Here is a 25,768-nt window from a genome sequence, read left to right as displayed (position 1 = left end):
ATTATTTTCCTTAAATCCGAAAACAACTCAAACAATTTATTTATGCTGTTTTACGGATTTTGAAAAATATCTCACATAAACTTATGCATAATGCACAATCTTCTTTCTGTCACTTTCAACAGTTTGTCTTATTTTTTGATCAATAATGACTTTCCTGTCATTTCAGCAGGCTGTTCCATTCCCATCATTTCGATCATTGTCGGAATAATGTCTGCTAAACAGCCATTCTCTTTTAAGGTATATGCCGGATCATAATTTACTAAGATGAATGGAACCGGATTTGTTGTGTGTGCTGTATAGCTTTCGCCTGTTTCATAATCGATAAGCTGTTCTGCATTACCATGGTCGGCACAGATAAACATCTGTCCGTCTACTTCTAATAATGCATCTACGGCTCTCTTAACACAATTATCAACAGTTTCTACTGCCTTGATCGCAGCTTCCATGATACCGGTGTGGCCAACCATATCCGGATTTGCAAAGTTAATGATGATCACATCGTATTTATCAGATTTGATCGCATCTACTAATTTATCACATACTTCCGGCGCACTCATCTCTGGCTGAAGATCATAAGTAGCTACTTTTGGTGATTTTACAAGGATACGGTCTTCTCCCAGATTCGGTTCTTCCACACCACCATTAAAGAAGAAGGTAACATGTGCATATTTCTCTGTTTCTGCGATCCTTGCCTGTGTCTTGCCATTGTCTGCTAAGAACTGGCCAAATGTATTTTTCAATTCTACTTTCTTAAACGCAATCTCTTTATTTGGAATAGTCACATCATATTCGGTAAAGCATACATAGGTAAGTGCTAATCTCTTTGCTCTGTCAAATCCGTCAAATTCATCTGCACAGAATGCTCTTGTGATCTCTCTTGCACGGTCTGGACGGAAATTGAAGAAGATGACACTGTCATTATCTTTGATCGTTGCAACCGGTGCACCATTCTCTTCAATAACTGTTGGCAGAACAAATTCATCTGTCTTATCATTTGCATAAGAATCTGTAATTGCTGCTACTGCGCTCTCTGCTTTTACGCCTTCTCCTGCTGTCAGTGCTTTATAAGCAGCTTCTACACGATCCCAGCGGTTGTCACGATCCATTACATAATAACGTCCACAGATAGATGCGATCTTACCTACACCGATCTCTTTCATTTTTGCTTCTAATTCTTCAATGAATCCTTTTCCTGATGTCGGGGAAGTATCTCTTCCGTCTAAGAAACAGTGTACATAGACATTAGAAACACCTTCTCTTTTTGCTAATTCCAACAATCCATACAGATGTGTGATGTGGCTGTGTACACCACCGTCAGACAATAAACCATATAAATGCAGATTGGAATTATTTTTCTTTACATTTTCAACTGCTTTTAATAATTCCGGATTCTTAAAGAAATCTCCATCTTCGATCTCTTTTGTGATTCTTGTTAATTCCTGATATACAATTCTTCCTGCACCCATATTTAAGTGTCCGACTTCGGAATTACCCATCTGTCCGTCCGGAAGACCTACTGCAAGTCCGCTTGCATATCCTTTTACAAAAGGATATTCTTTCATCAATTTATCAATTGTTGGTGTATTTGCCTGTGCTATTGCATTGCCTTCGGTTTTGTCATTTAATCCAAAACCATCTAAGATCATTAGTACTGTTGGTTTCTTACTCATATGAATTCTCCTTCTTATTATGCTGTTTTTCTATTTCCACAGACAGCAGACTGTCTGCGAATCTTTTCACTTCATATAGCTATAAAGATATGAAATAGTTACCTTTGCTTATCATTAAAATTGCAGTTTACAGATATCCCGTAAACTGCAATTATTTTAACGCATCTTATCGCTTTTGTCTATTCCTTTTCGACAGGACTTTTGAACAATTACCTGCGGACTTTTATTCTTTTCGGTTTTGAATATGCTCCATAATAATAAGTATATCCGACTTTTTTGTAAGCTCTTACTTTAAAATAATAGATTCCGCCGCGCCCGAATCCTGTGGAATAAGATCTGCCGCCTGTATGCAGGGAACTATAATATCCATTTTTAGAGGTACTATAGAGGAATTGATAACCGCTTACATATCCGCAGGTCACTGCAATATAAAACAGTTATCATTCTTCCTCCTTCTGTACAATCCCATCTGATGTTACCGTCACACCTTTTGCGGAATGTGTCCGCATAAATTCCAGGATCCGCTGTTTCTCTGCTTCATCCGTTACCAAAGATGTTTTGACCTTTTCCTGTATACAGGGAATAAAACTAAGTGTCAGTTCTCCCTTTTCATCGATCGTAATCTCAGCCAATCCGGTATCCTGCGTACTGCTGCTGAACCAGAAATTGCCAAGACTATAAATGACCGGAACATCCTCTATCATATCAAATCCCTGCAGACAATGCGTATGTCCCCCGATGATCGCATCTGCTCCGGCATTTACAAATGCCTTTGCAAGATTTGTCTGATCTCTTCCATAATTACTGTCACCTTCTGTTCCCCAGTGCACAAATGCGATCACGTAATCACTGTTCTTCTTTGCCTCACGGATCACTTCTACAAACTTGTCCGGTTCTAATGTTTTTAAAACTCCCGGTGTTGTATCTGTCGCTTCTTTTGTGTAATTATATGTGCGTTCAATCTGCGTAGCTGCAACAATGGCGATCTTTCTGCCATTACAGATAAAATAGTATGGTTTTTTTGCTTCTTCTAAATTAGCACCTGCCCCGATATGCGGAATCCCTGCTTCATCTAAGGTTGCAATCGTGTCTAAAAGTGCGTCTTCCCCATAATCATATACATGGTTATTTGCAAGATTGACAATATCTGTCCCAAATACTTCTAACAGTTTCACTCTCGATGGATCTGCACGAAATGTATAAGCTTTTCCGCGTAATGCAGTTCCTCTGGTGCTATAAGTAAATTCATTATTCACAAGCATCACATCGACACCATTCATAATGTCTAACAGATCTTCGGAAAAACAGTCATAAATCCCATCCGGGCAGCTATCCATATGCTTTGTCGTCACATATCCTTCTGAAAAATTTACATCACCCGTAAAAGCAAGTGTGGTTTCTGCTGCTGATGCACATACCTGCCATTTGACATTGTCAAGCTGATACTGCTGAAATCCTGTCTGCTCACAATACAACAGCCACAAAACCTGTATACTGTTTCCGGTCAGTTCATACCAGATATCTTTATCCTGACTGTCATACAGTACTTCATCTGCGACCTGAACCAGACACTCATTGCCATATTCCCTCCCAAACCATGCCAGAAAGGTTTCGTCTATCAGATGATATCCGATAAACTCTTTCGTACAATGTTCTAAGATGATCTGACAGACTTCATCTAAATCATCGATATCGATCTGTTCTTCTGTCACCGGCTGCTGTGCTATTTCCTCTGTATTTTCTGCAAGTATTTCTTCATCCATTACCTGCTCATTTGTCTGTTCATCTTCTTGGAACGCTCCAATGATATCTGCCGTACTGATTGTCTTGTCACATCCGCTTAGACATACCGCAGCTAATAAAACAACCGCAGCAGCATAGATCACATACTTTCTGGTCTGCCTCATCTGCTCTTCCCTCACACACATATTTACAACAGTATAGCATTTTCGTCTTGTTTTATCTAGTTTTTTCACATATAAAAAAATACAGCCCGCTATAGTCTCTAGCGGGCTGCAGCAAAAATTATTTCTGCTTTACATATCCTATGAATTTATTCTGGTAAAGTATCTGAATGTATTTCACTAAACGTTCTACAACCGGCTCTGCATCTTTTCCAAAACGCTCTGATACAAGTTTGGAAATCTCATATACATTACGTTTTCCATCCATCTGCTGCCATACAAAACTGCCATATTTATCTAAGGCGATATGACTGATACGTGGTTTTTTAAAGATTTTCTGGGCAATCCAATTATAAAAACCTTTATTTACAACATGCACCGTAACGATTCCTTTTTTATCTGCATCCCATGTATATTCCGGATTGCAGACCGGAATAAAATCCATAAAATTCTTCTTATTCTTACTCACAAGATCTCCTTAATTATGCTTTCTTGCTTTTACGAAAACAGAATGACCAAAGTGAAAATGTCAGCAGTGCAAATGCGATCAGACCAATAATATTTCCAACATTTGCATCTGCAAGTACCGGAATCAGTCCCGGAATAAATCCGCCGATCACATCTCCCACTGTACCTTCTCCTGCCGGAATGATCGCAAGAATTGCAAGTAAGATACCTACAAGACCTTCTCCTGCGATCAGACCTGACGAGAATAAGATTCCGTTAGAACCTGCTGTTTTCTTTTCTTTCTCACCAAGGTTCTTTTTCTTTTCAATGATCATCTTCACAAGACCGCCAACCATCATAGGTGTGCTTAAGTGGATCGGAAGATATAAACCGATCGCAAATGGCAGTACCGGAATACCTAAGATTTCTACAACGATAGCAATAAATGCTCCAACACCTACTAATGTCCAAGGCAGGTTGCCACCCATAACACCTTCAACGATCATCTTCATCAGTGTCGCCTGTGGTGCCGGAAGTTCTGCTGAACCGTAGCCCCATGCACGGTCTAATAAGTATAATACTCCTCCGATTGCTAATGCTGATGCGATAACACCGATAAATTCACCGATCTGCTGTTTCTTTGGTGTTGCTCCGACAATATAACCTGTCTTTAAATCCTGTGATGTATCACCGGCGATTGCTGCAACGATACAGATAATACCACCGATTGCAATAGCAGCTGTCATACCCTTCTGTCCTGTCATACCTGTTGCTTTTAATGCAAGTGAAGATACTAACAGAGTTGCAATGGTCATACCGGATACAGGGTTGTTACTGCTTCCAACAAGACCTACCATACGGGAAGATACTGTTGCAAAGAAGAAACCAAAAACAACTACTAAGAATGCTCCGAATAAGTTAATCGGTACGATCGGTACGATCCAGATCGCAAATGCCAGAACAACGATGCCGATCAGTATCACTTTCATGCTGATATCCTGATTTGTACGCTCATTTGTTGACTCGCCCTTACCAAATCCTTTCATGGCATCCTTAAATGTCTTAATGATCAATGGTAAAGACTTGATCAGACTCAATACACCACCACAGGCAACTGCACCTGCACCGATATATTTGATATAATTTGACCAGATGGCAAATGAACCGCCTGCTGCATATAATTCTGCAACACTTACATCTGCCGGGAATAAAGTCATATTTGCACCAAATAAGACGATCAGCGGCATAAGCACGAACCAGCCTAAGATACCACCACAGAATAAGTAAGAAGAGATCTTAGGACCACAGATATATCCAACACCTAACAGTGCCGGAAGTACATCCATACCGATACCGGAACCTTTGTATGCCGGAATCTCATAATGCACTTCACTAGGAAATACTTTTAATCCGTCTGTGATAAATTTGTATGCTGCTGCAATACCAAGTCCGGCAAATACAGTAGAAGCCTTTGCTCCACCTTCTTCACCTGCAACTAATACCTCTGCACAAGCCTGTCCTTCCGGATATGGAAGTGTACCATGCTCCTGTACGATCAATGCTTTTCTAAGTGGAACCATAAATAAAATACCCAGTGCGCCACCGATAAATGCAATGATCGCAATCTCAACTAAAGAAGGTGCCGCCGTTCCCCAGTCGGCTGCCCAAAGGAACAATGCAGGCAGTGTAAAGATTGCACCTGCTGCTACAGATTCACCTGCGGAACCAATGGTCTGAACCATGTTGTTCTCAAGGATAGAATCCTTCTTTAGGATCACCCTGATAATTCCCATAGAAATAACAGCTGCCGGAATTGAAGCAGATACTGTCATTCCTACACGAAGTCCAAGGTATGCGTTTGCCCCGCCAAATACAATAGCCAGTATGATACCTAAGATAACTGAAGTAACCGTAAACTCTGGTAAAGTTTTGTCTGCCGGAACAAAAGGTTTGAATTCTTTGTTCTCGTTCATTACTAATCTCCTTTTCCTTTTCTTTTTTCATAGCTTATTTTAGCAACTTTCCAGCGTTTTGTCCACTTTATTCAGATAAAGTAAAAGAGAACTACCGCATTAGAACTGTGCAGTAGTTCTCACTAAAATTACTTATTTTTGCATAAATATTTACTTCTTAGGTGTGACTGTTTTTACATTAGACCAGTTGGAATAATACTTCGTTCCTTTTACTGTCTTGTAAGTACGGACCTGTACATAATATTTCTTCTTACCTTTCAGTTTAGATATCACTTTGCTTGTTGTCTTAGCCTTCTTGACAAGGACACTCTTTGCTGATTTAAACTTCTTGCCGGTAGAATAACGAATTTCATATCCTGTTACCTGAACACGCTGCTTTTTCCATGTGATCTTAGCAGATTTAGACTTTGCTGCAGCCTTTGTGATCTTTGTTCCTTTTGGATTGATCACAAAGTTCAATGTCTTAGTTCCGGTAAACTGTCCGTTAAAGGTAATGGTTACTGTTGCTGTTCCGACATTCTTATTGGACGCATAAGCTACTGTATAATCAGAAGCGTCAATCACATTGCCTGCGCTGTCCTTTGCTACAACCGTAGGTCTGATTGCTTTTCCTGTATAAATATACACATCTTTTGCAAGTGTCACACTGCCGATTCCAACTGCAGAAATATTACTATTATTTCCATTATCTGCATTATTACCGCCGTTATTGTTGTTATTGCTATTGTTATTTTCTGCCGGTGTACGGCTCTTGATATCACCACAAACATCACAGATCTCTACTGTAGAACCATCAGCTTCTGTCTTTTTCACATAAGTATGTCCTGTTTTTGCAATCGCTTCTGTTGCTGTATCTGTATAGGTTTTTTCTGCAAATGTTACGGTTGCTGTATAAGTTGTTACACCTTCTTCTTTACAGGAAACTGCCTTTGTCACCGCAGAGGTAACGGTAGCATTTTCTGTTACTTCATCCTTGCATACTGCACAGGTAAATGCTGCTGTACAAGCTGCATGATCTTTTGTCCATGTAAATACCGGATCTCCATAGGTATGTTCTCCAGTAGCCGGGATCACAACGGTTACATCTTCCACATTGTCATATGCTGTTGATAAATCTATACCATTTTCAGAATCCTTAAAGAACTTCTTACAATCCGGACAACTCCAGTATGCGCCATGGCCAGCTTCACCACAGGTAGCTTTTGTTTCTTCCAATTTCTTTGCATTTGCATGGTATTTTCCGAGTAATCCAAGATGGAAATCATCAATATTTGCCCATGAATTTGCTGCTAAATTACCATCAACACCGATCGTAAGTGTTCCATCTGTAACTTCTGCAAGAAGTGCGATGGTCTGATAGCTGCCCTCTGCCTGAATGCTTTCTCTTGCAAGATCAGTTCCATTCCCATCTTTTGCGTATAATTCCAGTTTATCTGTATCTGCTAAATATCCTGTATTCGACCAGCAAGTTACGATATAAGTACCATTTGTAAGACCTGTGATCGTCTGATATGTATCCATGGTAAATGCACTTCCTGCCCATGGTGCAAGCTGGTATGTTCCATGTGTACTGTTTTTACCGGTTCTGTATCCACCAGTTGTTTCTGCTCCATTTGTCCATCCAGAGAGATCATTTTTCGTATCAAATGTAGGATTAACAATCTTGCTTGTCATATCAGCTGCAACCTGCAGATCAACATTCACTGTCTGATTCGGTTCTACAACGATATTATTATTACCTGCATTTAACTCTTTCCATGCATCTTCTGCATTCATGGAAGTTGCTGTTGCAATATAATTGCCCTGTACAACATCATTAAACTGATATGCACCATTCTCATCTGTGTCAGTTGTATAGGCAATGTTTGCACTGGATTTATCACGAAGTGACACATGCATACCACTAATGCCCTGTCCACAGGAATCTACAACTGTACCGGCTACTGTTCCGGCATTTCTTGCAAGTACAACATCATCAATCGTCCTGGTATCATTTAAGACAATTTCTACAGTTTCCGGTGCATTTCCTTCTACCTGATATCCACGTTTTTCAAATGTAATGGTATAAGTTCCTGCTTCTACATCTGCAAATTCATAAGAACCATCTGCTCCTGTTGAAACAGTGATGTCTTCACTGCCATCTTTCGATAATGTAACGGTTACATCTGCAATACCGGAAGCACTGCCGTCTACCACTTTACCTTTTGCATTTCCTGCATTGTTTGTAATTGTCTTATTCTCGACTGGTGCTGCCTGTCCGTCAGCTACTGTTACTTCTACCGGATCCGGTACGACACAGTTCTTTGCTGCAAAACTTACTGTATAAGTTCCATCTGCAAGGTTTTCAATCGCATAATCCTGTGCTTCACCTGTCAATGTTACATCTACACTATAGATCTGTGATGCATTTGCTGCTGTGACCGTTAATACTTTTCCTTTACTTGCTGCATCACCTGTTACTTTACCTGTGATACTTCCTGTAGCAAGTGCTGGATTCTCAACTGCTGTAAATGTCACATCATCGATCAAACATTCAGAATTTGTACCTGCTGCAAGGAATCCGACTGTTACTTCGTTACCTTTTACGATCACAGGATCCACTTTTACAGTTGTCCATAACGGATTTGCACTTGTAAAGGAAGCAGCATATGTCTTTCCACCTGATACAGCATACATCTGTAAATTATCAAAGTTTCCACTATTTTTTACTTTTGCAGTCATTTTGTACACACCATCTTCTAAGTTTACATAAGAAGAAGATGCGATTTTCTGGGAAACTTCTACATCATATGCAGATGTGCTTCCAAGTTTTAAAGAACCTTTTCCGGTAACGGTATCGTCATCCATTTTTACATTATTTGTAATTGCATTTGATCCTTTATTTGTTACCTGTGTCCATCCGGCAACATTATCTACTTTAACACGGTCTGCTTCAAAACTGCCATTTTTCACGTAGTTGTTTCCGGCTGCTACTGACCATTTACCGGTTGTTTCATCTAAATTCCATGCGGAAAGTGAATTGAAATATGGTGTGCCGTCTTCATCAAAAGATAACGGACACCACTGGTTATATCCTAAACCATTTCCTGCGAAATCTGACCAGCGGTCACCACAGAATAAAACAGTTGTCTGTTCTGTACCTTTTAAAGTATAGAAAAATCCGGTCTGGCTGACATGACAGAAATCATCACTTGTGCCATCCATCAGTTTTAACTCATTTGTTACTGTAAAATCATCACTCTTTAAATAATCCTCTAAGGACATCTCGCCCGGATCGATCGTCATGTAATAGCCGTGAGATGCATTCCATCCATACAGATCGGATGCACACAGATAGTATTTTCCATTGTACTTGAACATACAGTTACCTTCACGGCCTGGTCCCTGATATACCATATATGGTGTACCAAGTACTACTTTTGAGTGATCTGCATTCCATTCGATCTTGGAAAGATACATTTTTCCACGCCCGGAACCATAGGAATATACCAGCCAGCCTGTACCATCATCATCTACAAATACAGTCTGATCTCCGGTATTACTTGTACCGATCGCACTTTTCATATTGATACGGTTATTCCATGTAAATTTACCATTTGGAGAATCCGATGTCATTACAAGCACCTGTTTACTCCACTGATCGGTATCACCATCAAGTGCATTGTCATAATCTGCACATTCATGCTGTACTAATAAAGCATAGGTTCCATCTGACAATTTGGTAACACCAAGTCTTCCAACCCATACTGCTGTATTCTTAACATTCTCACCATCTAACCATGTGGTTTTACCATTCTTAATGGAATAAGGTTTTGTAGTACCCATGATCTCTGCATTATATACATCATCCGGTTCTGCTACAAGTCCTTCATATTTCCAGTTTTTCAGATCGGTAGAAGAATAACAGGTAATTCCTTCAAATACATCAGAGCTTGTATAATATGTTCTTGGATCATTTGCATAATCTACAGCTTCTGTGTATTTAACACCGTACCAGTAATATTTACCGTCAAATTCAAAGATTCCACCACCTTGAGAATAAATGGTATTGCCCTCTGTATCTGTCCAGAAAGAATCATTGACATAATCCGCATCTACAGTTTCTTCCTGTTCATCTTCCTGCGGCTCTGCGAGAAGTCCGAGGTGGAAATCATCGATGTTTGCCCAACCGCCTGCTGCTGCATTTCCAGCGATACCGATTGTAATGGTTCCATCTTTTACCTCTGCTGTCAGTCCGATTTCCTGATAAACTTCATTTACATTAGAAGGAAGTTCTTCACTAGCGATAATATTTCCCTCAGAATCCTTTGCATACAAACTTACATTGGCATCATCACCCCAGCCGCATTTTGCATAACAGGATACCACGTATGTACCATTTGCAAGATTAGAAACGGTCTGATACATATCCATATCAAATGCTGTACCTGCCCATGGAGCATAAGCGACACTGCTAAGATCTTTTTTATACTCTGTTCTAAAACCAGCTCCTCCGGCACTCTGACCTAAAGAATTGCTCCAGCCTGTCAGATCATTCTTAGTTTCAGCAAATCCTGGATTAACCATCTGACCAGACAGATCCACCGGAAACTGTAATTTCACATCAGATACCCCTGCATCTGTGACCGTCACTGTCTGTACAACAGCACTGCTGTCATTCTTATTTGTTTGATAAGCTGTCGCCTGATAAGTCCCTTCCGGTACATCTGCGATCGTATAAGTACCATCATCCCCCGAAACAGCTGTATATTCTTTTGTACAGTCGCTCTTATCACGAAGTACTATGTTTGCACCACTGACAGCTGATCTTCCGTCGGTAGCTATAACTGTACCACTGACAGATACATCTGCCGCATATACCTGATCTGAAACAGCAACACTGCCAAACACTGCTCCAACAGTTAAAAACAATGTTAAAAATCCACTTAATACTCTTTTTTTCATGTCCTACTCCTTTCATGCTTTCCATTTTTATCAAACCCCCGATTTTCCTGCTTTCCTCCCTCCTTCTGCGCACTCATCGTCTGCATGGCCATATGTGATGCGCAACAGCTGCGCAACCGGTTGTCTTAATTATATTATACTTCTATACAGATATAGTAACAATTTACATTTTTTACAAAAAAATATATATTTTTTAGTTCATCTAAACAATAAAAATCCACTTTAGGCACATCCAATCCCCTTTCATCTGTATTTTTGCATTTTAACTGGACAACTTTGATCTAATAAGACTTTGATTCTTTGAAAAAATTAGAAAAAAATGAATTGTTTTAGATTGTTTATTTAGAATATCATAGCTAGCTAGCGAAAGCATATTTGCCTACTCACGAACAAAAAAACACCATTGAATACACTTGAAAACTAACTTTCTCCATGTATTCAATGGTGTTTTATTTTTTTCAATCAAAAGATTTATTTATAATTTACAATCTTTCCAAAATCAGCCTTTAAGGAAGCTCCACCTACTAAACCTCCGTCAATGTCAGGTTTTGCAAATAATTCTGCTGCATTACCTGCATTTACAGATCCGCCATACTGGATACGGATAGCTTCTGCGGTTGCTTCGTCATATACTTCTTTGATGCAGTTACGGATAGCTGCACAAACTTCTTCAGCCTGATCAGATGTTGCTGTTTCACCTGTTCCGATTGCCCAGATCGGCTCATAAGCGATCACTGCTGTCTTTGCCTGATCTGCTGTAACATTCTGGAATGCGATCTTAATCTGCATACGGATCCAGTCAATATAGATTCCCTGTTTTCTCTGTGTTAAAGTTTCACCACAGCAGATGATCGGTGTGATACCATGTTCAAATGCTTTTAATACTTTCTTATTTACGGTTTCATCTGTTTCTGCAAAATATTCTCTTCTCTCAGAATGTCCTAATACAACATATTTTACTCCGGCATCTGTAAGCATTGCAGGGGAAATCTCTCCTGTATATGCTCCGCTTTCCTCAAAATACATATTCTCAGCACCGATCTGGATATTTGTTCCTTTTGCAGCTTCCATTGCCGGAATGATATCAATGGCTGGTACACAGAATACAACATCAACATCATCATTTGCAACTAATGGAGTCAATTCTTTTACTAATGCTACTGCTTCGCTTGGAGTTTTATTCATTTTCCAGTTTCCGGCGATAATTTTCTTTCTTGCCATGTTCATTCTCCTTATCCATATCAGCAAGCCTTCCGCCGGATGATATTTTACATCTTAACGAAAGGCTTGTATATTTCGCATTTTATTTGTCGTTTGCTGCTGCTACACCCGGTAATTCTTTTCCTTCTAAGAATTCAAGAGAAGCTCCACCACCTGTAGAGATATGGCTCATCTTATCACCAAATCCTAACTGGTTGACTGCTGCTGCGGAATCTCCACCACCGATGATTGTTGTAGCATCTGTTTCTGCAAGTGCTTCTGCTACAGCGATCGTACCTTTTGCAAGGATCGGGTTCTCGAAGATACCCATTGGTCCGTTCCATACAACTGTCTTTGCTGTCTTTACTGCTTCTGCATATAAAGCTGCAGTCTTTGGTCCAATATCAAATCCAGCTTTGTCTGCCGGCATATTTGCTGCATCATAAACTTCAACATCGATCTTTGCATCGATTGGATCCGGGAATGCATCTGCTGTTACTGTATCTACCGGAAGCAATAATTTCTTTCCAAGTTTTTCAGCTTTTGCAAGCATTTCTTTACAGTAATCAAGTTTTGTATCATCTACTAAAGATTTACCGATTTCATATCCCTGTGCTTTTAAGAATGTAAATGCCATACCACCACCAATGATCAGAGTATCGCATTTCTCTAATAAATTAGAGATAACATTTAATTTATCAGCAACTTTTGCTCCACCTAAGATCGCAACAAAAGGTCTTACCGGATTTTCTACTGCATTTCCAAGGAAATCGATCTCTTTCTGCATTAAGTAACCAACAACTGCTGTATCTACTAACTTTGCAACACCTACGTTAGAGCAGTGTGCTCTGTGAGCTGTTCCGAATGCGTCATTTACGAATACATCACATAAAGAAGCTAAGTCTTTTGAGAAAGCTTCTCCGTTTTTCGTTTCTTCTGGTCTGAAACGTGTATTCTCAAGTAAGATAACGTCTCCGTCTTTCATTGCATCTACGGCTGCTCTTGCATTTGGTCCTACTACTTCCGGATCTGCTGCAAATTTTACTTCCTGACCTAATAACTCAGATAATCTCTTTGCTACTGGAGCAAGTGTCTTTGTCTGTTTGTCTTCTTCTGTTTTTACTTTTCCTAAATGAGAGCAAAGGATCACTCTGCCGCCGTCTGCGATCAATTTTTTGATTGTTGGCAGAGCTGCTACTAAACGGTTCTCATCTGTAATCTTTCCATCTTTTAAAGGTACGTTAAAATCGCATCTGCAGAGAACTTTTTTTCCTGCTACGTTGATATCATCTACTGATTTTTTATTTAATGACATAAATATGTCCTCCATTTCTTTTTTATAAAGTAGGATTTTACAAATTTCTTATTATATAAGAAAGGAGCCCGGTCCAAAAAAGACCGGACCCCTTTTGAGTCTAGTACACACTCTGACAGCCTGTTGCTTAAAAGCAGTCTATCGTGTGCCTGTTTCTTAATCTTAAGCTAACTCAGAGAAGTATTTGATTGTACGAACCATCTGAGATGTGTAGCTGTTCTCGTTGTCATACCATGAAACAACCTGAACTTCGTACTGATCATCAGATACCTGATTAACCATTGTCTGTGTAGCATCGAATAATGAACCATATCTCATTCCTACGATATCGGAAGATACGATTTCATCTTCGTTGTAACCGAAAGATTCGTTAGCTGCTGCTTTCATAGCTGCATTGATATCTTCTTTTGTTACGCCAGCTTTCTTAACAACTGCTGTTAAGATTGTTGTAGAACCTGTTGGAGTTGGAACACGCTGTGCAGATCCGATTAATTTTCCGTTTAATTCCGGAATAACTAATCCGATAGCTTTTGCAGCACCTGTGCTGTTAGGAACGATATTAACTGCTGCTGCACGGGATCTTCTTAAATCACCTTTTCTCTGTGGTCCGTCAAGAGTCATCTGATCTCCTGTGTAAGCATGGATTGTTACCATGATACCAGACTGGATTGGTGCATATTTGTTTAATGCATCAGCCATAGGTGCTAAACAGTTTGTTGTACAGGAAGCTGCTGAAATGATTGTATCAGAAGCTTTTAATGTTTCGTGGTTTGTGTTGTATACGATAGTAGGAAGGTCATTTCCTGCTGGAGCAGAAATAACAACTTTACGAGCTCCTGCATTGATATGAGCCTGTGCTTTTTCTTTGCTTGTGTAGAATCCGGAGCACTCTAATACAACGTCAACTTTTAATTCGCCCCAAGGACAGTTGTTTGCATCTGGGAATGCATAGATCTTGATTTCTTTTCCATCAACTGTGATAGAATCTTCTCCAGCAGATACCTTGTCTGCTAATTCATATTTACCCTGAGAAGAATCATATTTTAACAAGTGTGCTAACATTTTAGGGCTTGTTAAATCGTTGATTGCTACTACTTCATATCCTTCTGCACCGAACATCTGTCTGAATGCAAGACGACCGATACGGCCGAATCCATTGATTGCTACTCTTACTGCCATGTCTTAATTCCTCCTAGAAATTTTAAAAAATAAATTTTACTTGGGCTATGCACCCAACCTGTTTTTATTTTAACTAATTTCTTCTAAAAAAACAAGCCTTATCCTTTAGTTTGTTAAAATTTTCACCATTTTCATAATAGTAACAAAATATTTTGTCGATTTTTCATAAATACTGTGCAAACCATACTATTCATATGCAGATATCCGGTTACTGTTTACTGACATACCGTTCTCTCTTTCTTTCAGGGAAAAGATATGCTATACTCATGTCCGGATACTTAAGAATGGGATTTTACCATATACAGAAAGGAGGTCATGCGTTATGTACTGGGACACTCACATGCATTGTAATTTTTCCGGCGACAGCACAGCCCTGCCGGAAGATATGATTTCAGCTTCTATTGAGAAGCAGCTTGACGGGATCTGCTTTACCGACCATATCGACCACGACTATCCCGGCCCTACTCCGTTTCATTTTGATCCGGCAGAGTATTTTCAGGTTTTAAAACCACTACAGCAGAAATATAAAGACAAACTTGCCATAAATATTGGTGTGGAACTCGGTCTGCAGCCACATTTAAAAGCCTATTACAATGATTTTTTAACCAAAGGAGAGTTTGATTTTGTGATCGGTTCTTCCCATGTGGTACATGGTATCGATCCTTATTATGCTGAATTTTATGAAGGAAAAACGGAAGACGCGGCATATCTTGAATATTTTGAATCTATTTTGGAAAATCTCGCTGTCTTTGACAATTTTGATGTATACGGACACATTGACTACGTTGTACGCTATGGTCCGAATAAAAATGCGAATTATTCCTATGAAAAATATAAAGATGTGATCGATGAGATCCTTCGCACTCTGATCGCAAAGGGAAAAGGAATTGAACTGAACATGGCAGGTTTTAAATACGGGCTTTCACACCCGAATCCAACAGAGGATATCTTAAAACGCTACCATTCTCTTGGCGGAGAGATCTTAACGCTTGGTGCGGATGCCCATGCACCGGAGCATGTTGCCTATGACTATTACCGTATCCATGATATTTTAGATGATGCCGGTTTTGCATATTATACCGTATTTAAAAACCGGAAACCGGCATTTTATCCAATCTGATACAAAAAAGCTGCTTGACAGCAGATCGATCCCTGTATCAGATCAATCCTAATTTCAACATGGCATGTGCAACTCCCGCATATCCGATATCATCTGTTACCATGTAGGCATGTTGTTTTAATTCCAAAACAGCATTGCCCATGGCAACACCAATCTTTGCATACTGTAACATTTCCATATCATTAGGTCCGTCTCCAAAAGCCACCGTATCTTCTCTTGTCAGTCCAAAGTATTCCACAGCTTTCTGCATTCCTGTTGCTTTATTCACACCGGCAGTCGTGATCTCGCCACTACATTCGTCCGGTTCTTCAAAACTTGTCACCGTAACATCCATATCCGGTGCTAAAACCTTCTGCACTTCCGAAACGATTTTCGGACAGTGATAATACATCATTTTTTCCACCCTGTCATAAAAATCTTCTCCATTTTCCACCAACAGGCCTGAAAAAATCTGTTCAATCTTCTCTATATCAATGCCCATATCCATAAATACCCTCTGCATTGCATCTTTCTGGTCTGCATGTACGATTGTCCCCGTTGCAGACTGGAATCCATACGGTGCCTGCCATTTCCGTAAATATGAAACTGCTTTCTGTACGTCTTCTTTTTGCATCGTATGGTGATAGATTATTTTTCCATCACATTCCACATATGCTCCTGCTGCCGCAACAATGCCTTGGAATCCTTCTTCTAACAGCCATGGATAAATCTGATTCTTACTTCTGCCCGTACATAAAAGTATCTTATGTCCGTTCCGCTTTGCCGCCTGCAATGCTTCTCTCGTCGAGTCTAAGATATCTCCTTTAAAACCGACTAATGTACCATCTATATCAAAAAATATTATCTTTCCCATAAATTATTCCTGCTTTTCTATTTGGTTTCCCGTATGATCTTTCGTATCGGGAGAATACAGCCGGCTGCTACCGACAATTCGTCTACTCCCATCTGTAAAAACTGTTTCGTCAATGTCATATCTGCCCCAAGTTCCCCACAGATACCCACCCAGATACCTGCCTGATGTGCATTTTTGACGATCAGCTCGATCAGTCTTAAAACTGCGGGAGAATGTGGATCATAAAATTTGTCAAGATTCGTATTCTGACGGTCAATCGCTAATGTATACTGTGTCAGATCGTTCGTTCCGATACTGAAAAAATCCACTTCTTCTGCTAACAGGTCACTAAGCACCGCTGCTGCCGGTGTTTCGACCATAATGCCCTGTTCGATATTTTTATACGGAATATGGTCAGCATCTAACTCCGCTTTTACTTCTTCTGCCACTTCTTTGATTTCTTTTACTTCCTGTACAGAAGTGATCATCGGATACATGACGGCTATTGATCCATAACTGCTGGCACGATAGATCGCACGAAGCTGTGTTTTAAAAATGTCTTTTCTCGTCAGACATATCCTGATCGCACGATAGCCCATTGCCGGATTTTCTTCGGGTTCTAAATGAAAATAATCTGCCTGCTTATCGGCTCCGATATCTAATGTACGAATGATCACCGGCTTGCCTGCCATTGTTTCTGCTACCTGACGGTAAACTGAAAACTGTTCTTCTTCTGTCGGGAATGTATCTTTTTCTAAATACAAAAATTCACTTCTGAAAAGTCCGATTCCGCCTGCATCATTCTGCAAAACGGCTGCTAAATCTGCAATATTTCCGATATTTGCATACAGTTTTATCTTCTGACCGCTTAGCGTCACATTCTCTTTTCCTTTTAGGGTCTGTAACAGTTCTTTCTGTTCTTTGTCCTGCTTTTGCAGCTTTTGATATTCTTCTAAAACAGCCTTATCCGGCTCTACGATCAATTCGCCCTGATATCCGTCCACGATTGCCAGTTTTCCATTCCAGCTTTCTTTGATCTTAACACCGGTCACTGCCGGAATCCCCATGGTGCGGGCAAGAATTGCCGTATGCGAATTTGCTGAACCAAGTTCTGTTACAAATGCAAGCACTCTTGATTTATCCATCTGTACGGTTTCGCTGGGTGCTAAATCCTCTGCTGCTATGATCACCGGCTCATCTGGCAGTTCACTTTCCGCCTTTCTGCCACTTAACACAGCAATGACACGTTCTGAAATATCTTTCATATCTGCAGAACGTGCTTTAAAATATTCATCTTCCATATTTGCAAAAACAGAAGCGAAATTATCCCCTGTGGATGCAACCGCATACTCTGCATTCACCTTCTGGGAAGTAATATAGTTATGGACAGATTCATTGTAATCTCCGTCTTCTAACATCATCGCATGTACTTCAAAGATCTGCGCATTGACTTCACCGACTTCTTTTACCGCCATTTCCGCTAATTCTTCTAACTGCCGGATGGCTTCTTTTTTTGCCGCTTCATACCTTTTGATCTCTGCATCGGTATCTTCTATTTTTCTGCGCACAACCTGATTGGACTGCTTTGTATAAAAAAGTATATTGCCGATCGCAATTCCACCGAATATCTTTTTTCCGCTTTGTCTTTCCATGCTGCAATATCCCTTCTTTGTATCTATAAACTGTTTTGAAAAAATGCTTCTATTTTTTCTGCCGCCTGTTCTTCATCTGTACCGGAAATCTCAACTTTTACGGTATCTCCTTTTTTGACACCTAATGCCAAAAGTGCCATCAGTTTTTTCGCATCTGCACTTTTTCCATTGCTGGTCAATGTGACAGATGATGCAAGCTCCTTACATTCTTTTACGAGCAGACCTGCCGGTCTTGCATGGATTCCTACCTCATCTGTGATCGTATACTCAAATGTTTTCATAAGATGCCTCCTGTTTTTTATGTATTCTCGGAATCTTCTAAACGAAAAATTTCAAGAATATATTTAACAGTATTACCTGTATCTCAAATTTTAAACAAAAGGAATCCTCTTAGTTACAGCATCACAAAATAATACCTCCGCCTGCGATATATCCATCTTCATAAAAGCAGACTGCCTGTCCAGGTGTGATGGCACGCTGCGGTTCATCAAATACAAAACGCACTTTATCCGCATCTTCTCTGTAAAGTGTTGCCATTGCCCCTTTATGTGCATATCTTATTTTAGTCAGAAAACGCATACCATCTTTGATCTCCGGTACTCCCATATAATTCATATGGTCTGCAAAAAATTCCTTCCGGAAAACATCTTCTGCTTCTCCGATCACGACTTCATTCGTATCCGGACGTATTTCTGTTACAAAAACAGGTCTTCCCATTGCAAGATTTAACCCCTTCCGCTGCCCGATGGTATAATGTGTGATACCCTGATGTGTTCCTAAAACCTCGCCTTTAGCTGTCACGAAATTCCCACAGCCTTTGATTTTCCCCGGCTCCATACGGTCAATAAATCCGGCATAATCGTGATCCGGTATAAAACAGATCTCCTGACTGTCTGGTTTTTTTGCTACACGAAGTCCTATTTTTTCTGCAATGGCACGGATCTCATCTTTCGTATATTCACCAACCGGCATCAGTGTGCGTGATAACTGCTCCTGTGTCAGATTATATAATGCGTAGGTCTGGTCTTTCGCTGTGGTAACTGAATTTGCGATCGCATATCTTCCGTTTTCTAATTTCCGTATCCTTGCATAATGTCCGGTTGCAATATAATCTGCCCCGATCTCTAAGCTCCGGTTTAACAAAGCCTCCCATTTGACATATCGGTTGCAGGCAATACAAGGATTTGGCGTTCTTCCCTTTAAATACTCTGCCACAAAGTAATCAACGACATCTTTTTTAAAATCATCTGCAAAATTCATCACATAAAATGGGATTCCGATCTGATCTGCTACTCTCCTTGCATCTTCTGCCGCACTTAAGGAACAACATTCTTTTCCGGTTTCTTCTCTGTTTTCATCTTCCTGCCACAGACGCATATTTACGCCTACCACATCATATCCCTGTTCTTTTAAAAGATATGCCGCAACGGAAGAATCGACTCCGCCAGACATACCTACCACTACTTTCTTTTTATCCATTTTATTCTTATGCTCCATCTATACTATGTTAGCAGCTTTTTTCATTTGTCCTAAGCTGCCTTTATTCTTCTGATATTCTATTCTAGTGTAACGGCTCTTTTTTCATTCGTCAAGTCACCGCATATCAGAAATGACCATCTTTAACCGTTCGATCGTATATTCTATTTCTTCTTTCGTATTTTCTGCCCCAAGCGTAAAACGCAATGCTCCATCTGCCCAGTCCTCTTCAACTCCGATCGCTGTAAGCACATGTGAACTTTCTGCACTTCCTGTTGAACAGGCAGAACCGGACGATACGCAGATCCCTTGTGTGTCTAATAAAATTGCTGCGGCTTCTCCTGTAATTCCTTTAAAACAGAAACTCGCATTATTTGACAAGCGGAATTTCCGGTTTCCGGTTACGATCACATCCGGTATCTCATTTAAGATCCGGTGCATCAGATAGTCACGCAGATATTTGATCTTACGGTTTTCCATCTGCATTCTCATGTGTGCTAATTCTGCCGCTTTTCCCATTCCTACGATTCCTGGTACATTTTCTGTTCCTGCCCTGTGGTTGCTTTCCTGTGCTCCACCCTGAATGAAAGATGGCAGATCAATATCACTTCTGATATATAAAAAACCTACTCCTTTTGGTCCTCCGAATTTATGGGCACTTGCACTCAGCATATCTATGTGGTCATGCTGCACATGGATCGGTATATGTCCATATGCCTGCACTGCATCTGTATGAAAGAGCAGATGACGTTTTCCTGCAATATATCCTAATTCTTTTACCGGCTCGATCGTTCCAATTTCATTGTTCGCATACATCACAGATACTAAAGCTGTATGTTCCGACATATAAGTTTCTGCTTCTCCGACGATGACACGCCCGCTTTCATCTACCGGAAGATAAGAGATCTTACACCCCATTTCTTCTAATTCCCTACAGGTATGTAAAATAGCATGATGTTCTACCGGTGTGGTAAGGATATATCCCTTCTCCCCCTGATGTGTCCTTTCATAAAGATGTACCGCCTCTTTTAATGCCCAGTTATCCGATTCGCTTCCGCCTGATGTAAAAAATATTTCCTCCGGTTTTGCATGGATCGTCTTTGCGATCACACTTCTGGCATGTTCAATGGCGACTTTGCTTTTTTCTCCAAACTCATAGATCGTTGATGGATTTCCATAAAAAATATCCTGATAGGGTTCCATAGCCTCTGCGACTTCGGGCAGAGTCTTTGTCGTAGCTGCATGGTCTAAATAAATCATCTTACTCATTTTTCCACTCCATTTCTCATATAATACAAAAACCCCGATTTCGATGGTGACTTCGTGCAGATATATAATAAATTAAAAAATCCTGTTGTTTTTGGTACTTTGCTTCTTACCTCTGCTGGTATCCTTGGCAAAATCATAGGTTTCTTCTATAGAATATTCCTCTCGAGAGTAATCGGTGCAGAAGGACTAGGTATCTATCAGCTTATTTTTCCAATTTCTACGATCTGTTTTTCAATCACTGTTTCCGGTCTTAACACCGCCTTGTCCAAATATATTGCAGAATACCAGACAGACAATCCTTCTGCTCCTAAGCAGCTTTTACGTGCCTGCCTGATCATATCGTTATCCTTATCCGCAATTTTCATGGGTATTCTGACAAAATATGCCGATTTTATCGCAGAACATATCTTATTAGAACCACGATGTGCGTCACTTATTCCTATCCTTGCCCTCTCGATCCCGCTTGCTTCGCTCCATTCCTGTATTCATGGGTATTATTATGGCAAAAAAAAAGCAGGCGTTCCTGCTTTTTCCTCTTTTATCGAACAACTGATGCGGGTGGGATTTGTATTTTTGATCTATAAGATCCGTTGTGAAGCACATCAGACGATTGATGCTTCGATTGCTGTCTGGGGATTGGCTGCCGGAGAAGCTGCGGCTTCTTTGTTCTGTCTGACAGCTCTTTTACTGTCGAAAGATACATCTGCACCCAAAACAACGGCTTCCGTAAAAGCCCCGTTTGGAAAACTGATCACTTATTCCCTGCCGCTTAGTGCGAACCGGCTGGCTCTTACGTTATTTGCCAGTTTTGAATCCATACTGATTCCTTCCCGTCTGTGCCTTTATGGATATTCCCATACAGATGCTTTAAGTATTTACGGCATCCTGACCGGAATGGCACTTTCTATCATTTTCTTTCCTACGGTACTGACGAATTCAATCTCTGTCATGGTTTTGCCTGAAATTTCGGAAGCAGACAGCCGTAACGATACTGACCGCATCAAAAAAAGCATACGGCTTACAATTTTCGGCAGTCTGCTTTTAGGTTCTCTATGTACCTTTGGTTTTTTAATCTTTGGAAAATGGATTGGGGATGTTCTATTTGGCAACGCACTTGCCGGAAAATTTATCTGTATGTTAAGTTTTATCTGCCCGTTTCTGTTCCTATCGTCCATTCTTTCAAGTATCCTGCATGGACTCGGTATGCCGGTCTATCCGTTTTTATTAAATCTGCTCGGCAGTTTTATCAGGATCTGTTTTGTCTATGTCCTGATTCCAATTTACGGACTTGATGCGTATCTGATGGGAATGTTGGCAAGCCAGATCTTAACGGCAGGGCTTTCGGTTTTTATCTTGTGGAAACGAAGGCTGGTTTTATAGTGCAAAGGTGGCTTCAAGTATTTTGATTGGCAAATTGTACAAAGCCGAGTCTGTTTTTGTGACTTTGGAAGAAAATTAGCAAATCTTAGTCTGCCTGTTAATATATAGTGTTTTGCTGCCATGGACGGCAGCAAAAGTCTTAATGCCCCATGGACGGGGCGTTTAAGACGTACACGTCACTTTGTCGCAACCTAATTCAGGCAGACTTAGATTTTCTTATTTTCGTACAACGGAACAAAACAGACTCGGCTTTGTGCAATTGGCCAGTCACTAAGTCGTGAGCCACCTTTCGACACCCGAATCCTATGATATAAAAACAGACTTCACAATTCTGTGAAGTCTGCTATATTTTATACTCTGGATAAATACTCACCTGTTCTGGTATCGATCTTGATCACATCGTCCTGCTCAACGAATAATGGAACATATACGGTAGCACCTGTTTCTACAACTGCAGGTTTTGTTGCACCTGTTGCTGTATCGCCTTTGAATCCCGGCTCTGTATCTGTGATCTGTAATTCTACAAATAAAGGTGGTTCTACTGCAAATACATTTCCGTTATGAGAACATACTTTAACCATTTCGTTTTCTTTTACGAATTTTAACGCATCACCGATATCTTCTTTGCTTAATGCGATCTGATCGTATGTTTCAACGTCCATGAAGTAATATAAATCTCCATCTGCATATAAATACTGGTAGTCTTTTCTATCGATACGTGCCTGTGGGCATTTCTCGGTAGGACGGAAAGTCTTTTCTACGACACCACCACTTTTAATGTTCTTTAACTTTGTTCTAACAAACGCTGCACCTTTTCCCGGTTTAACGTGCTGAAATTCGATGATCTGGTAGATATTACCTTCTAATTCAATGGTAATACCATTTCTAAAATCTCCTGCTGAAATCATAAATTTTCCTCCTTAATACGTTTAGGACTGTGCCCACTTGTACAATTTTATAATAAAAGTACTGATATTTCAACCTTTTTTTATCTAATGTTAAAAATTTCGCTCCTCAATGTCAGAAATCATGGCTATCCGCTCTGCATGTCTGCCACCAAGAAATTCTGCATCTAAGTATGCTTTTACAATGTCTTTTGCCAATTCCACACCCACAATACGTTCTCCAAATGCAAGGATATTCGCATTATTGTGCTGTTTTACCAGTCTTGCTGTCGCCGTATCGGAACAAACGGCTGCCCGGATTCCTTTAACTTTATTCGCTGCGATCGAGATTCCAACACCGGTTCCACAGATCAGTATGCCGCAGTCTGCTTCTCCTTTTGCAACTGCTCTTGCTACTTTTTCTCCGTATTCCGGATAATTGCATCTTTCTTTGGTATCTGTTCCAAAATTGATGACTTCATGTCCTAGTTCTTTCACGTACTCCATAATCTGCATTTTTAAGTCTACTGCAGCATGGTCATTGCCCATTGCGATCTTCATAAAAACCTCCGTTTTCATTTTGTTTTTGTAATTATAAAGTACCATATAATTACATTTTTTCTATGTTTTATTGTACATAGACTGGAACTATTTGTCAATTTTGCTGTGACAATTCAAGCATAAACATATGTGAAAGCCATGTGTTTTACAAATGCTATGAACAAACTGTTACGATTTACCATGCTTCCTCAAATAGAAAAACAGCACGATCTTCTCAAGATACCTCTTTAACACAATCTGAATCTCCTCTTTTGGATCGATCGGCTGTACTAAGATCGTGCGGATGCCTGCTAAATTAGCTCCACAGACATCTGTAAATATCTGATCACCAACAAATAATGTATTCTTACAGTCAGTATGCATACGTTCCATTGCAAGCCGGTAATTTGCCGGTTTCGGCTTTTTCGCTTTATAGATATAATCCACACCGATCTTCTCATTAAACATTTTCACACGTATCTCTTTGTTGTTTGACAACAGTACGCATTGAAATCCCAGTTCTTTTAAATGTGCGAACAACCGGATCGCCCGATCATCTGCCGGTGCTCCATGGGGCACTAATGTATTATCGATATCAAAGATCAATCCGCGGTAACCCTGTTCATATAATTTATCAAAATCGATCTGGTATGTGGATGGCATATATTCATCTGGATATAAAAAATGTCCCATACAAACTCCTCTCAAAAAAACTGCCGCTTTTCTGCGACAGTTTTGTTAATTATGTAAATTAAATCGAAAAATTCTCTACTTCTCGTGCAGACAAATTACTGCTTTCTAATTTCTTCTGTGCTGCTCCCTCACCTACAAAAAACTGATACTGCTGGATCACCTGATCTTTTTTCATCAGGCTGATCGCCTGTTCTACATCAAGACTTGCAAGTTCACTGTCCGCACCTTTCATATCATAAGTAATTCCCGGTTCAAACTTCTGTGCATAATCATATGATGTATAATTCTGTTCTACAGATGGCTGATCTTTCGTATTCTGCTGTTGTACTGATGATCCGGTAAGAAGTTCCGATGACTGTTCTTTGACTTTATCATCATTTACCGGACTATATTCATAAAATCCCTCATATGGTCGAATACCCGAAATATTCATATGCGTTTCCTGCCTTCATCCCATTGTTTTACACGATCTACTAAATTTTTTTATAAATTCTGTTATAAATATCGGTTTTGTATCAAAAAACTTTAGTAATTCTTCCTATTTATCTAAAATTTTTTTCAATTCATCCATAAATGTATTGATGTCTTTAAATTCCCGATATACCGATGCAAAACGTACATAAGCAACTGCTTCTAAATCCTTCAGCTTGTCCATGACGATCTCTCCGATCTCAGAACTTGCAATCTCTTTTTCTTCACGATTGAATATCTCTGTTTCAATCTCATCAACTAATGCATCGATCTGATTTGCAGAAACCGGACGTTTATGGCAGGCACGCAGAATACCTGCTTCAATTTTAGAACGGTCATACTGTTCTCTGTTATTATCTTTTTTAATAACGATCAGTGGAATCGTTTCTACTTTTTCATAGGTCGTAAAACGTTTTCCACAAACATCACACAAACGTCTGCGGCGGATAGAATTATTATCATCTGCCGGTCTTGAATCAATGACTCTTGTGTTATCACTGCTGCAATATGGACACTTCATAAAAACCCTCCTATAGTTTTTTCCTTACATCTTCTTCCTTTATTTCCACAAGTATAATATCAGAGCCTATGCGGACGATACATTTCCATGGTATACATAATTCAAACTCATGTCCGAATAAACCAAAGACTTTACAAGGTCCGGGCACGATGATTGCCCGTATACAGCCCGACTGCTCATCAAATTCTAAATCTATGACATTTCCAAGACATTTACAGTCACATACATTGATAACTTCCTTCTCCTGAAGTTCACATAATCGCATTGGCAGCCCTTTTTTCTGTCTTTTTTTCATTCTA

The 25,768-nt window shown here is 40.0% G+C and carries 21 protein-coding genes; 2 read left to right on the top strand and 19 right to left on the bottom strand.

The annotated features are described in order from the left end of the window. Nucleotides 1-128 precede the first annotated feature (128 nt). From gpmI to gap, 8 genes are all read right to left on the bottom strand, one after another. The gene (gpmI, locus tag H8S17_RS12735) at nt 129-1,670 is read right to left on the bottom strand and encodes a 2,3-bisphosphoglycerate-independent phosphoglycerate mutase (RefSeq protein WP_186867586.1); all 1,542 of its coding nucleotides are present in this window, start codon (nt 1,668-1,670) and stop codon (nt 129-131) included. Between the two features lie 440 nt (nt 1,671-2,110). Beyond that, the gene (locus H8S17_RS12730; RefSeq protein ID WP_186867585.1) at nt 2,111-3,577 is read right to left on the bottom strand and encodes a CapA family protein; all 1,467 of its coding nucleotides are present in this window, start codon (nt 3,575-3,577) and stop codon (nt 2,111-2,113) included. Between the two features lie 118 nt (nt 3,578-3,695). Next, nucleotides 3,696-4,043, bottom strand: a complete 348-nt coding sequence (locus H8S17_RS12725; protein WP_330595771.1) for a PqqD family protein — start codon at nt 4,041-4,043, stop codon at nt 3,696-3,698. A 13-nt stretch (nt 4,044-4,056) separates the two neighbouring features. Then, on the bottom strand, nt 4,057-5,994 hold the full coding sequence (locus tag H8S17_RS12720) for an OPT family oligopeptide transporter (RefSeq protein WP_186867584.1): 1,938 nt from the start codon (nt 5,992-5,994) through the stop codon (nt 4,057-4,059). A 150-nt stretch (nt 5,995-6,144) separates the two neighbouring features. Next, nucleotides 6,145-10,938 (bottom strand): carboxypeptidase regulatory-like domain-containing protein, encoded by a 4,794-nt coding sequence (locus tag H8S17_RS12715; RefSeq protein ID WP_186867583.1) that lies wholly within the window; start codon nt 10,936-10,938, stop codon nt 6,145-6,147. Between the two features lie 471 nt (nt 10,939-11,409). After that, nucleotides 11,410-12,159 carry a triose-phosphate isomerase gene (tpiA, locus tag H8S17_RS12710; protein ID WP_178050581.1) on the bottom strand — a complete coding sequence of 250 codons (750 nt, stop codon included), beginning with the start codon at nt 12,157-12,159 and terminating at the stop codon, nt 11,410-11,412. A gap of 82 nt (nt 12,160-12,241) precedes the next feature. Next, nucleotides 12,242-13,453: a phosphoglycerate kinase gene (locus tag H8S17_RS12705; RefSeq protein WP_178050582.1), complete on the bottom strand. Its 1,212-nt coding sequence runs from the start codon at nt 13,451-13,453 to the stop codon at nt 12,242-12,244. Nucleotides 13,454-13,615: 162 nt separating this feature from the next. After that, nucleotides 13,616-14,632 (bottom strand): type I glyceraldehyde-3-phosphate dehydrogenase, encoded by a 1,017-nt coding sequence (gene gap / locus H8S17_RS12700; RefSeq protein ID WP_186867582.1) that lies wholly within the window; start codon nt 14,630-14,632, stop codon nt 13,616-13,618. 322 nt (nt 14,633-14,954) lie between these two features. On the opposite strand from gap, the gene H8S17_RS12695 reads away from it, so the two are divergent. Then, a complete protein-coding gene (locus tag H8S17_RS12695; protein WP_186867581.1) occupies nt 14,955-15,752 on the top strand; it encodes a histidinol-phosphatase HisJ family protein in 798 nt (265 codons plus the stop codon). Nucleotides 15,753-15,789: 37 nt separating this feature from the next. Here the strand turns inward: H8S17_RS12695 and H8S17_RS12690 are convergent, their stop codons facing one another. From H8S17_RS12690 to H8S17_RS12670, 5 genes are all read right to left on the bottom strand, one after another. Next, nucleotides 15,790-16,605 carry a Cof-type HAD-IIB family hydrolase gene (locus H8S17_RS12690; RefSeq protein WP_178051266.1) on the bottom strand — a complete coding sequence of 272 codons (816 nt, stop codon included), beginning with the start codon at nt 16,603-16,605 and terminating at the stop codon, nt 15,790-15,792. 17 nt (nt 16,606-16,622) lie between these two features. After that, entirely contained in the window at nt 16,623-18,236 is a 1,614-nt protein-coding gene (gene ptsP / locus H8S17_RS12685; protein WP_186867580.1) for a phosphoenolpyruvate--protein phosphotransferase, read from the bottom strand. Between the two features lie 23 nt (nt 18,237-18,259). Then, nucleotides 18,260-18,517, bottom strand: a complete 258-nt coding sequence (locus tag H8S17_RS12680) for an HPr family phosphocarrier protein (RefSeq protein WP_186867579.1) — start codon at nt 18,515-18,517, stop codon at nt 18,260-18,262. A gap of 121 nt (nt 18,518-18,638) precedes the next feature. Beyond that, nucleotides 18,639-19,715 carry a tRNA 2-thiouridine(34) synthase MnmA gene (mnmA, locus tag H8S17_RS12675; RefSeq protein ID WP_186867578.1) on the bottom strand — a complete coding sequence of 359 codons (1,077 nt, stop codon included), beginning with the start codon at nt 19,713-19,715 and terminating at the stop codon, nt 18,639-18,641. Between the two features lie 114 nt (nt 19,716-19,829). Further along, complete coding sequence (locus H8S17_RS12670; RefSeq protein ID WP_186867577.1) at nt 19,830-20,981, bottom strand: cysteine desulfurase family protein; 1,152 nt, start codon at nt 20,979-20,981, stop codon at nt 19,830-19,832. A gap of 54 nt (nt 20,982-21,035) precedes the next feature. Between H8S17_RS12670 and H8S17_RS12665 the strand changes: the two genes are divergently transcribed. Next, nucleotides 21,036-22,361, top strand: coding sequence for an oligosaccharide flippase family protein (locus tag H8S17_RS12665; RefSeq protein WP_186867576.1), 1,326 nt, complete (start codon nt 21,036-21,038; stop codon nt 22,359-22,361). 350 nt (nt 22,362-22,711) lie between these two features. Here the strand turns inward: H8S17_RS12665 and efp are convergent, their stop codons facing one another. From efp to H8S17_RS12635, 6 genes are all read right to left on the bottom strand, one after another. Next, nucleotides 22,712-23,269: an elongation factor P gene (gene efp / locus H8S17_RS12660; RefSeq protein WP_178051260.1), complete on the bottom strand. Its 558-nt coding sequence runs from the start codon at nt 23,267-23,269 to the stop codon at nt 22,712-22,714. Between the two features lie 90 nt (nt 23,270-23,359). Beyond that, nucleotides 23,360-23,806 (bottom strand): ribose 5-phosphate isomerase B, encoded by a 447-nt coding sequence (gene rpiB / locus H8S17_RS12655; RefSeq protein ID WP_178051259.1) that lies wholly within the window; start codon nt 23,804-23,806, stop codon nt 23,360-23,362. A 168-nt stretch (nt 23,807-23,974) separates the two neighbouring features. Next, entirely contained in the window at nt 23,975-24,478 is a 504-nt protein-coding gene (locus tag H8S17_RS12650; protein WP_178051258.1) for a YqeG family HAD IIIA-type phosphatase, read from the bottom strand. 58 nt (nt 24,479-24,536) lie between these two features. Then, on the bottom strand, nt 24,537-24,911 hold the full coding sequence (locus H8S17_RS12645; protein WP_178051257.1) for a hypothetical protein: 375 nt from the start codon (nt 24,909-24,911) through the stop codon (nt 24,537-24,539). 105 nt (nt 24,912-25,016) lie between these two features. Continuing rightward, the gene (gene nrdR, locus H8S17_RS12640; protein WP_178051256.1) at nt 25,017-25,469 is read right to left on the bottom strand and encodes a transcriptional regulator NrdR; all 453 of its coding nucleotides are present in this window, start codon (nt 25,467-25,469) and stop codon (nt 25,017-25,019) included. A 10-nt stretch (nt 25,470-25,479) separates the two neighbouring features. Then, nucleotides 25,480-25,734, bottom strand: coding sequence for a YlmC/YmxH family sporulation protein (locus H8S17_RS12635; protein ID WP_178051269.1), 255 nt, complete (start codon nt 25,732-25,734; stop codon nt 25,480-25,482). Between the last annotated feature and the right edge of the window lie 34 nt (nt 25,735-25,768).

It is taken from the genome of Roseburia zhanii (assembly GCF_014287635.1).
Classification (GTDB): domain Bacteria; phylum Bacillota; class Clostridia; order Lachnospirales; family Lachnospiraceae; genus Roseburia_B; species Roseburia_B zhanii.
The sequence above is the reverse complement of the archived record's forward strand: the minus strand, read 5'-3'. Positions and strand labels throughout refer to the sequence as shown.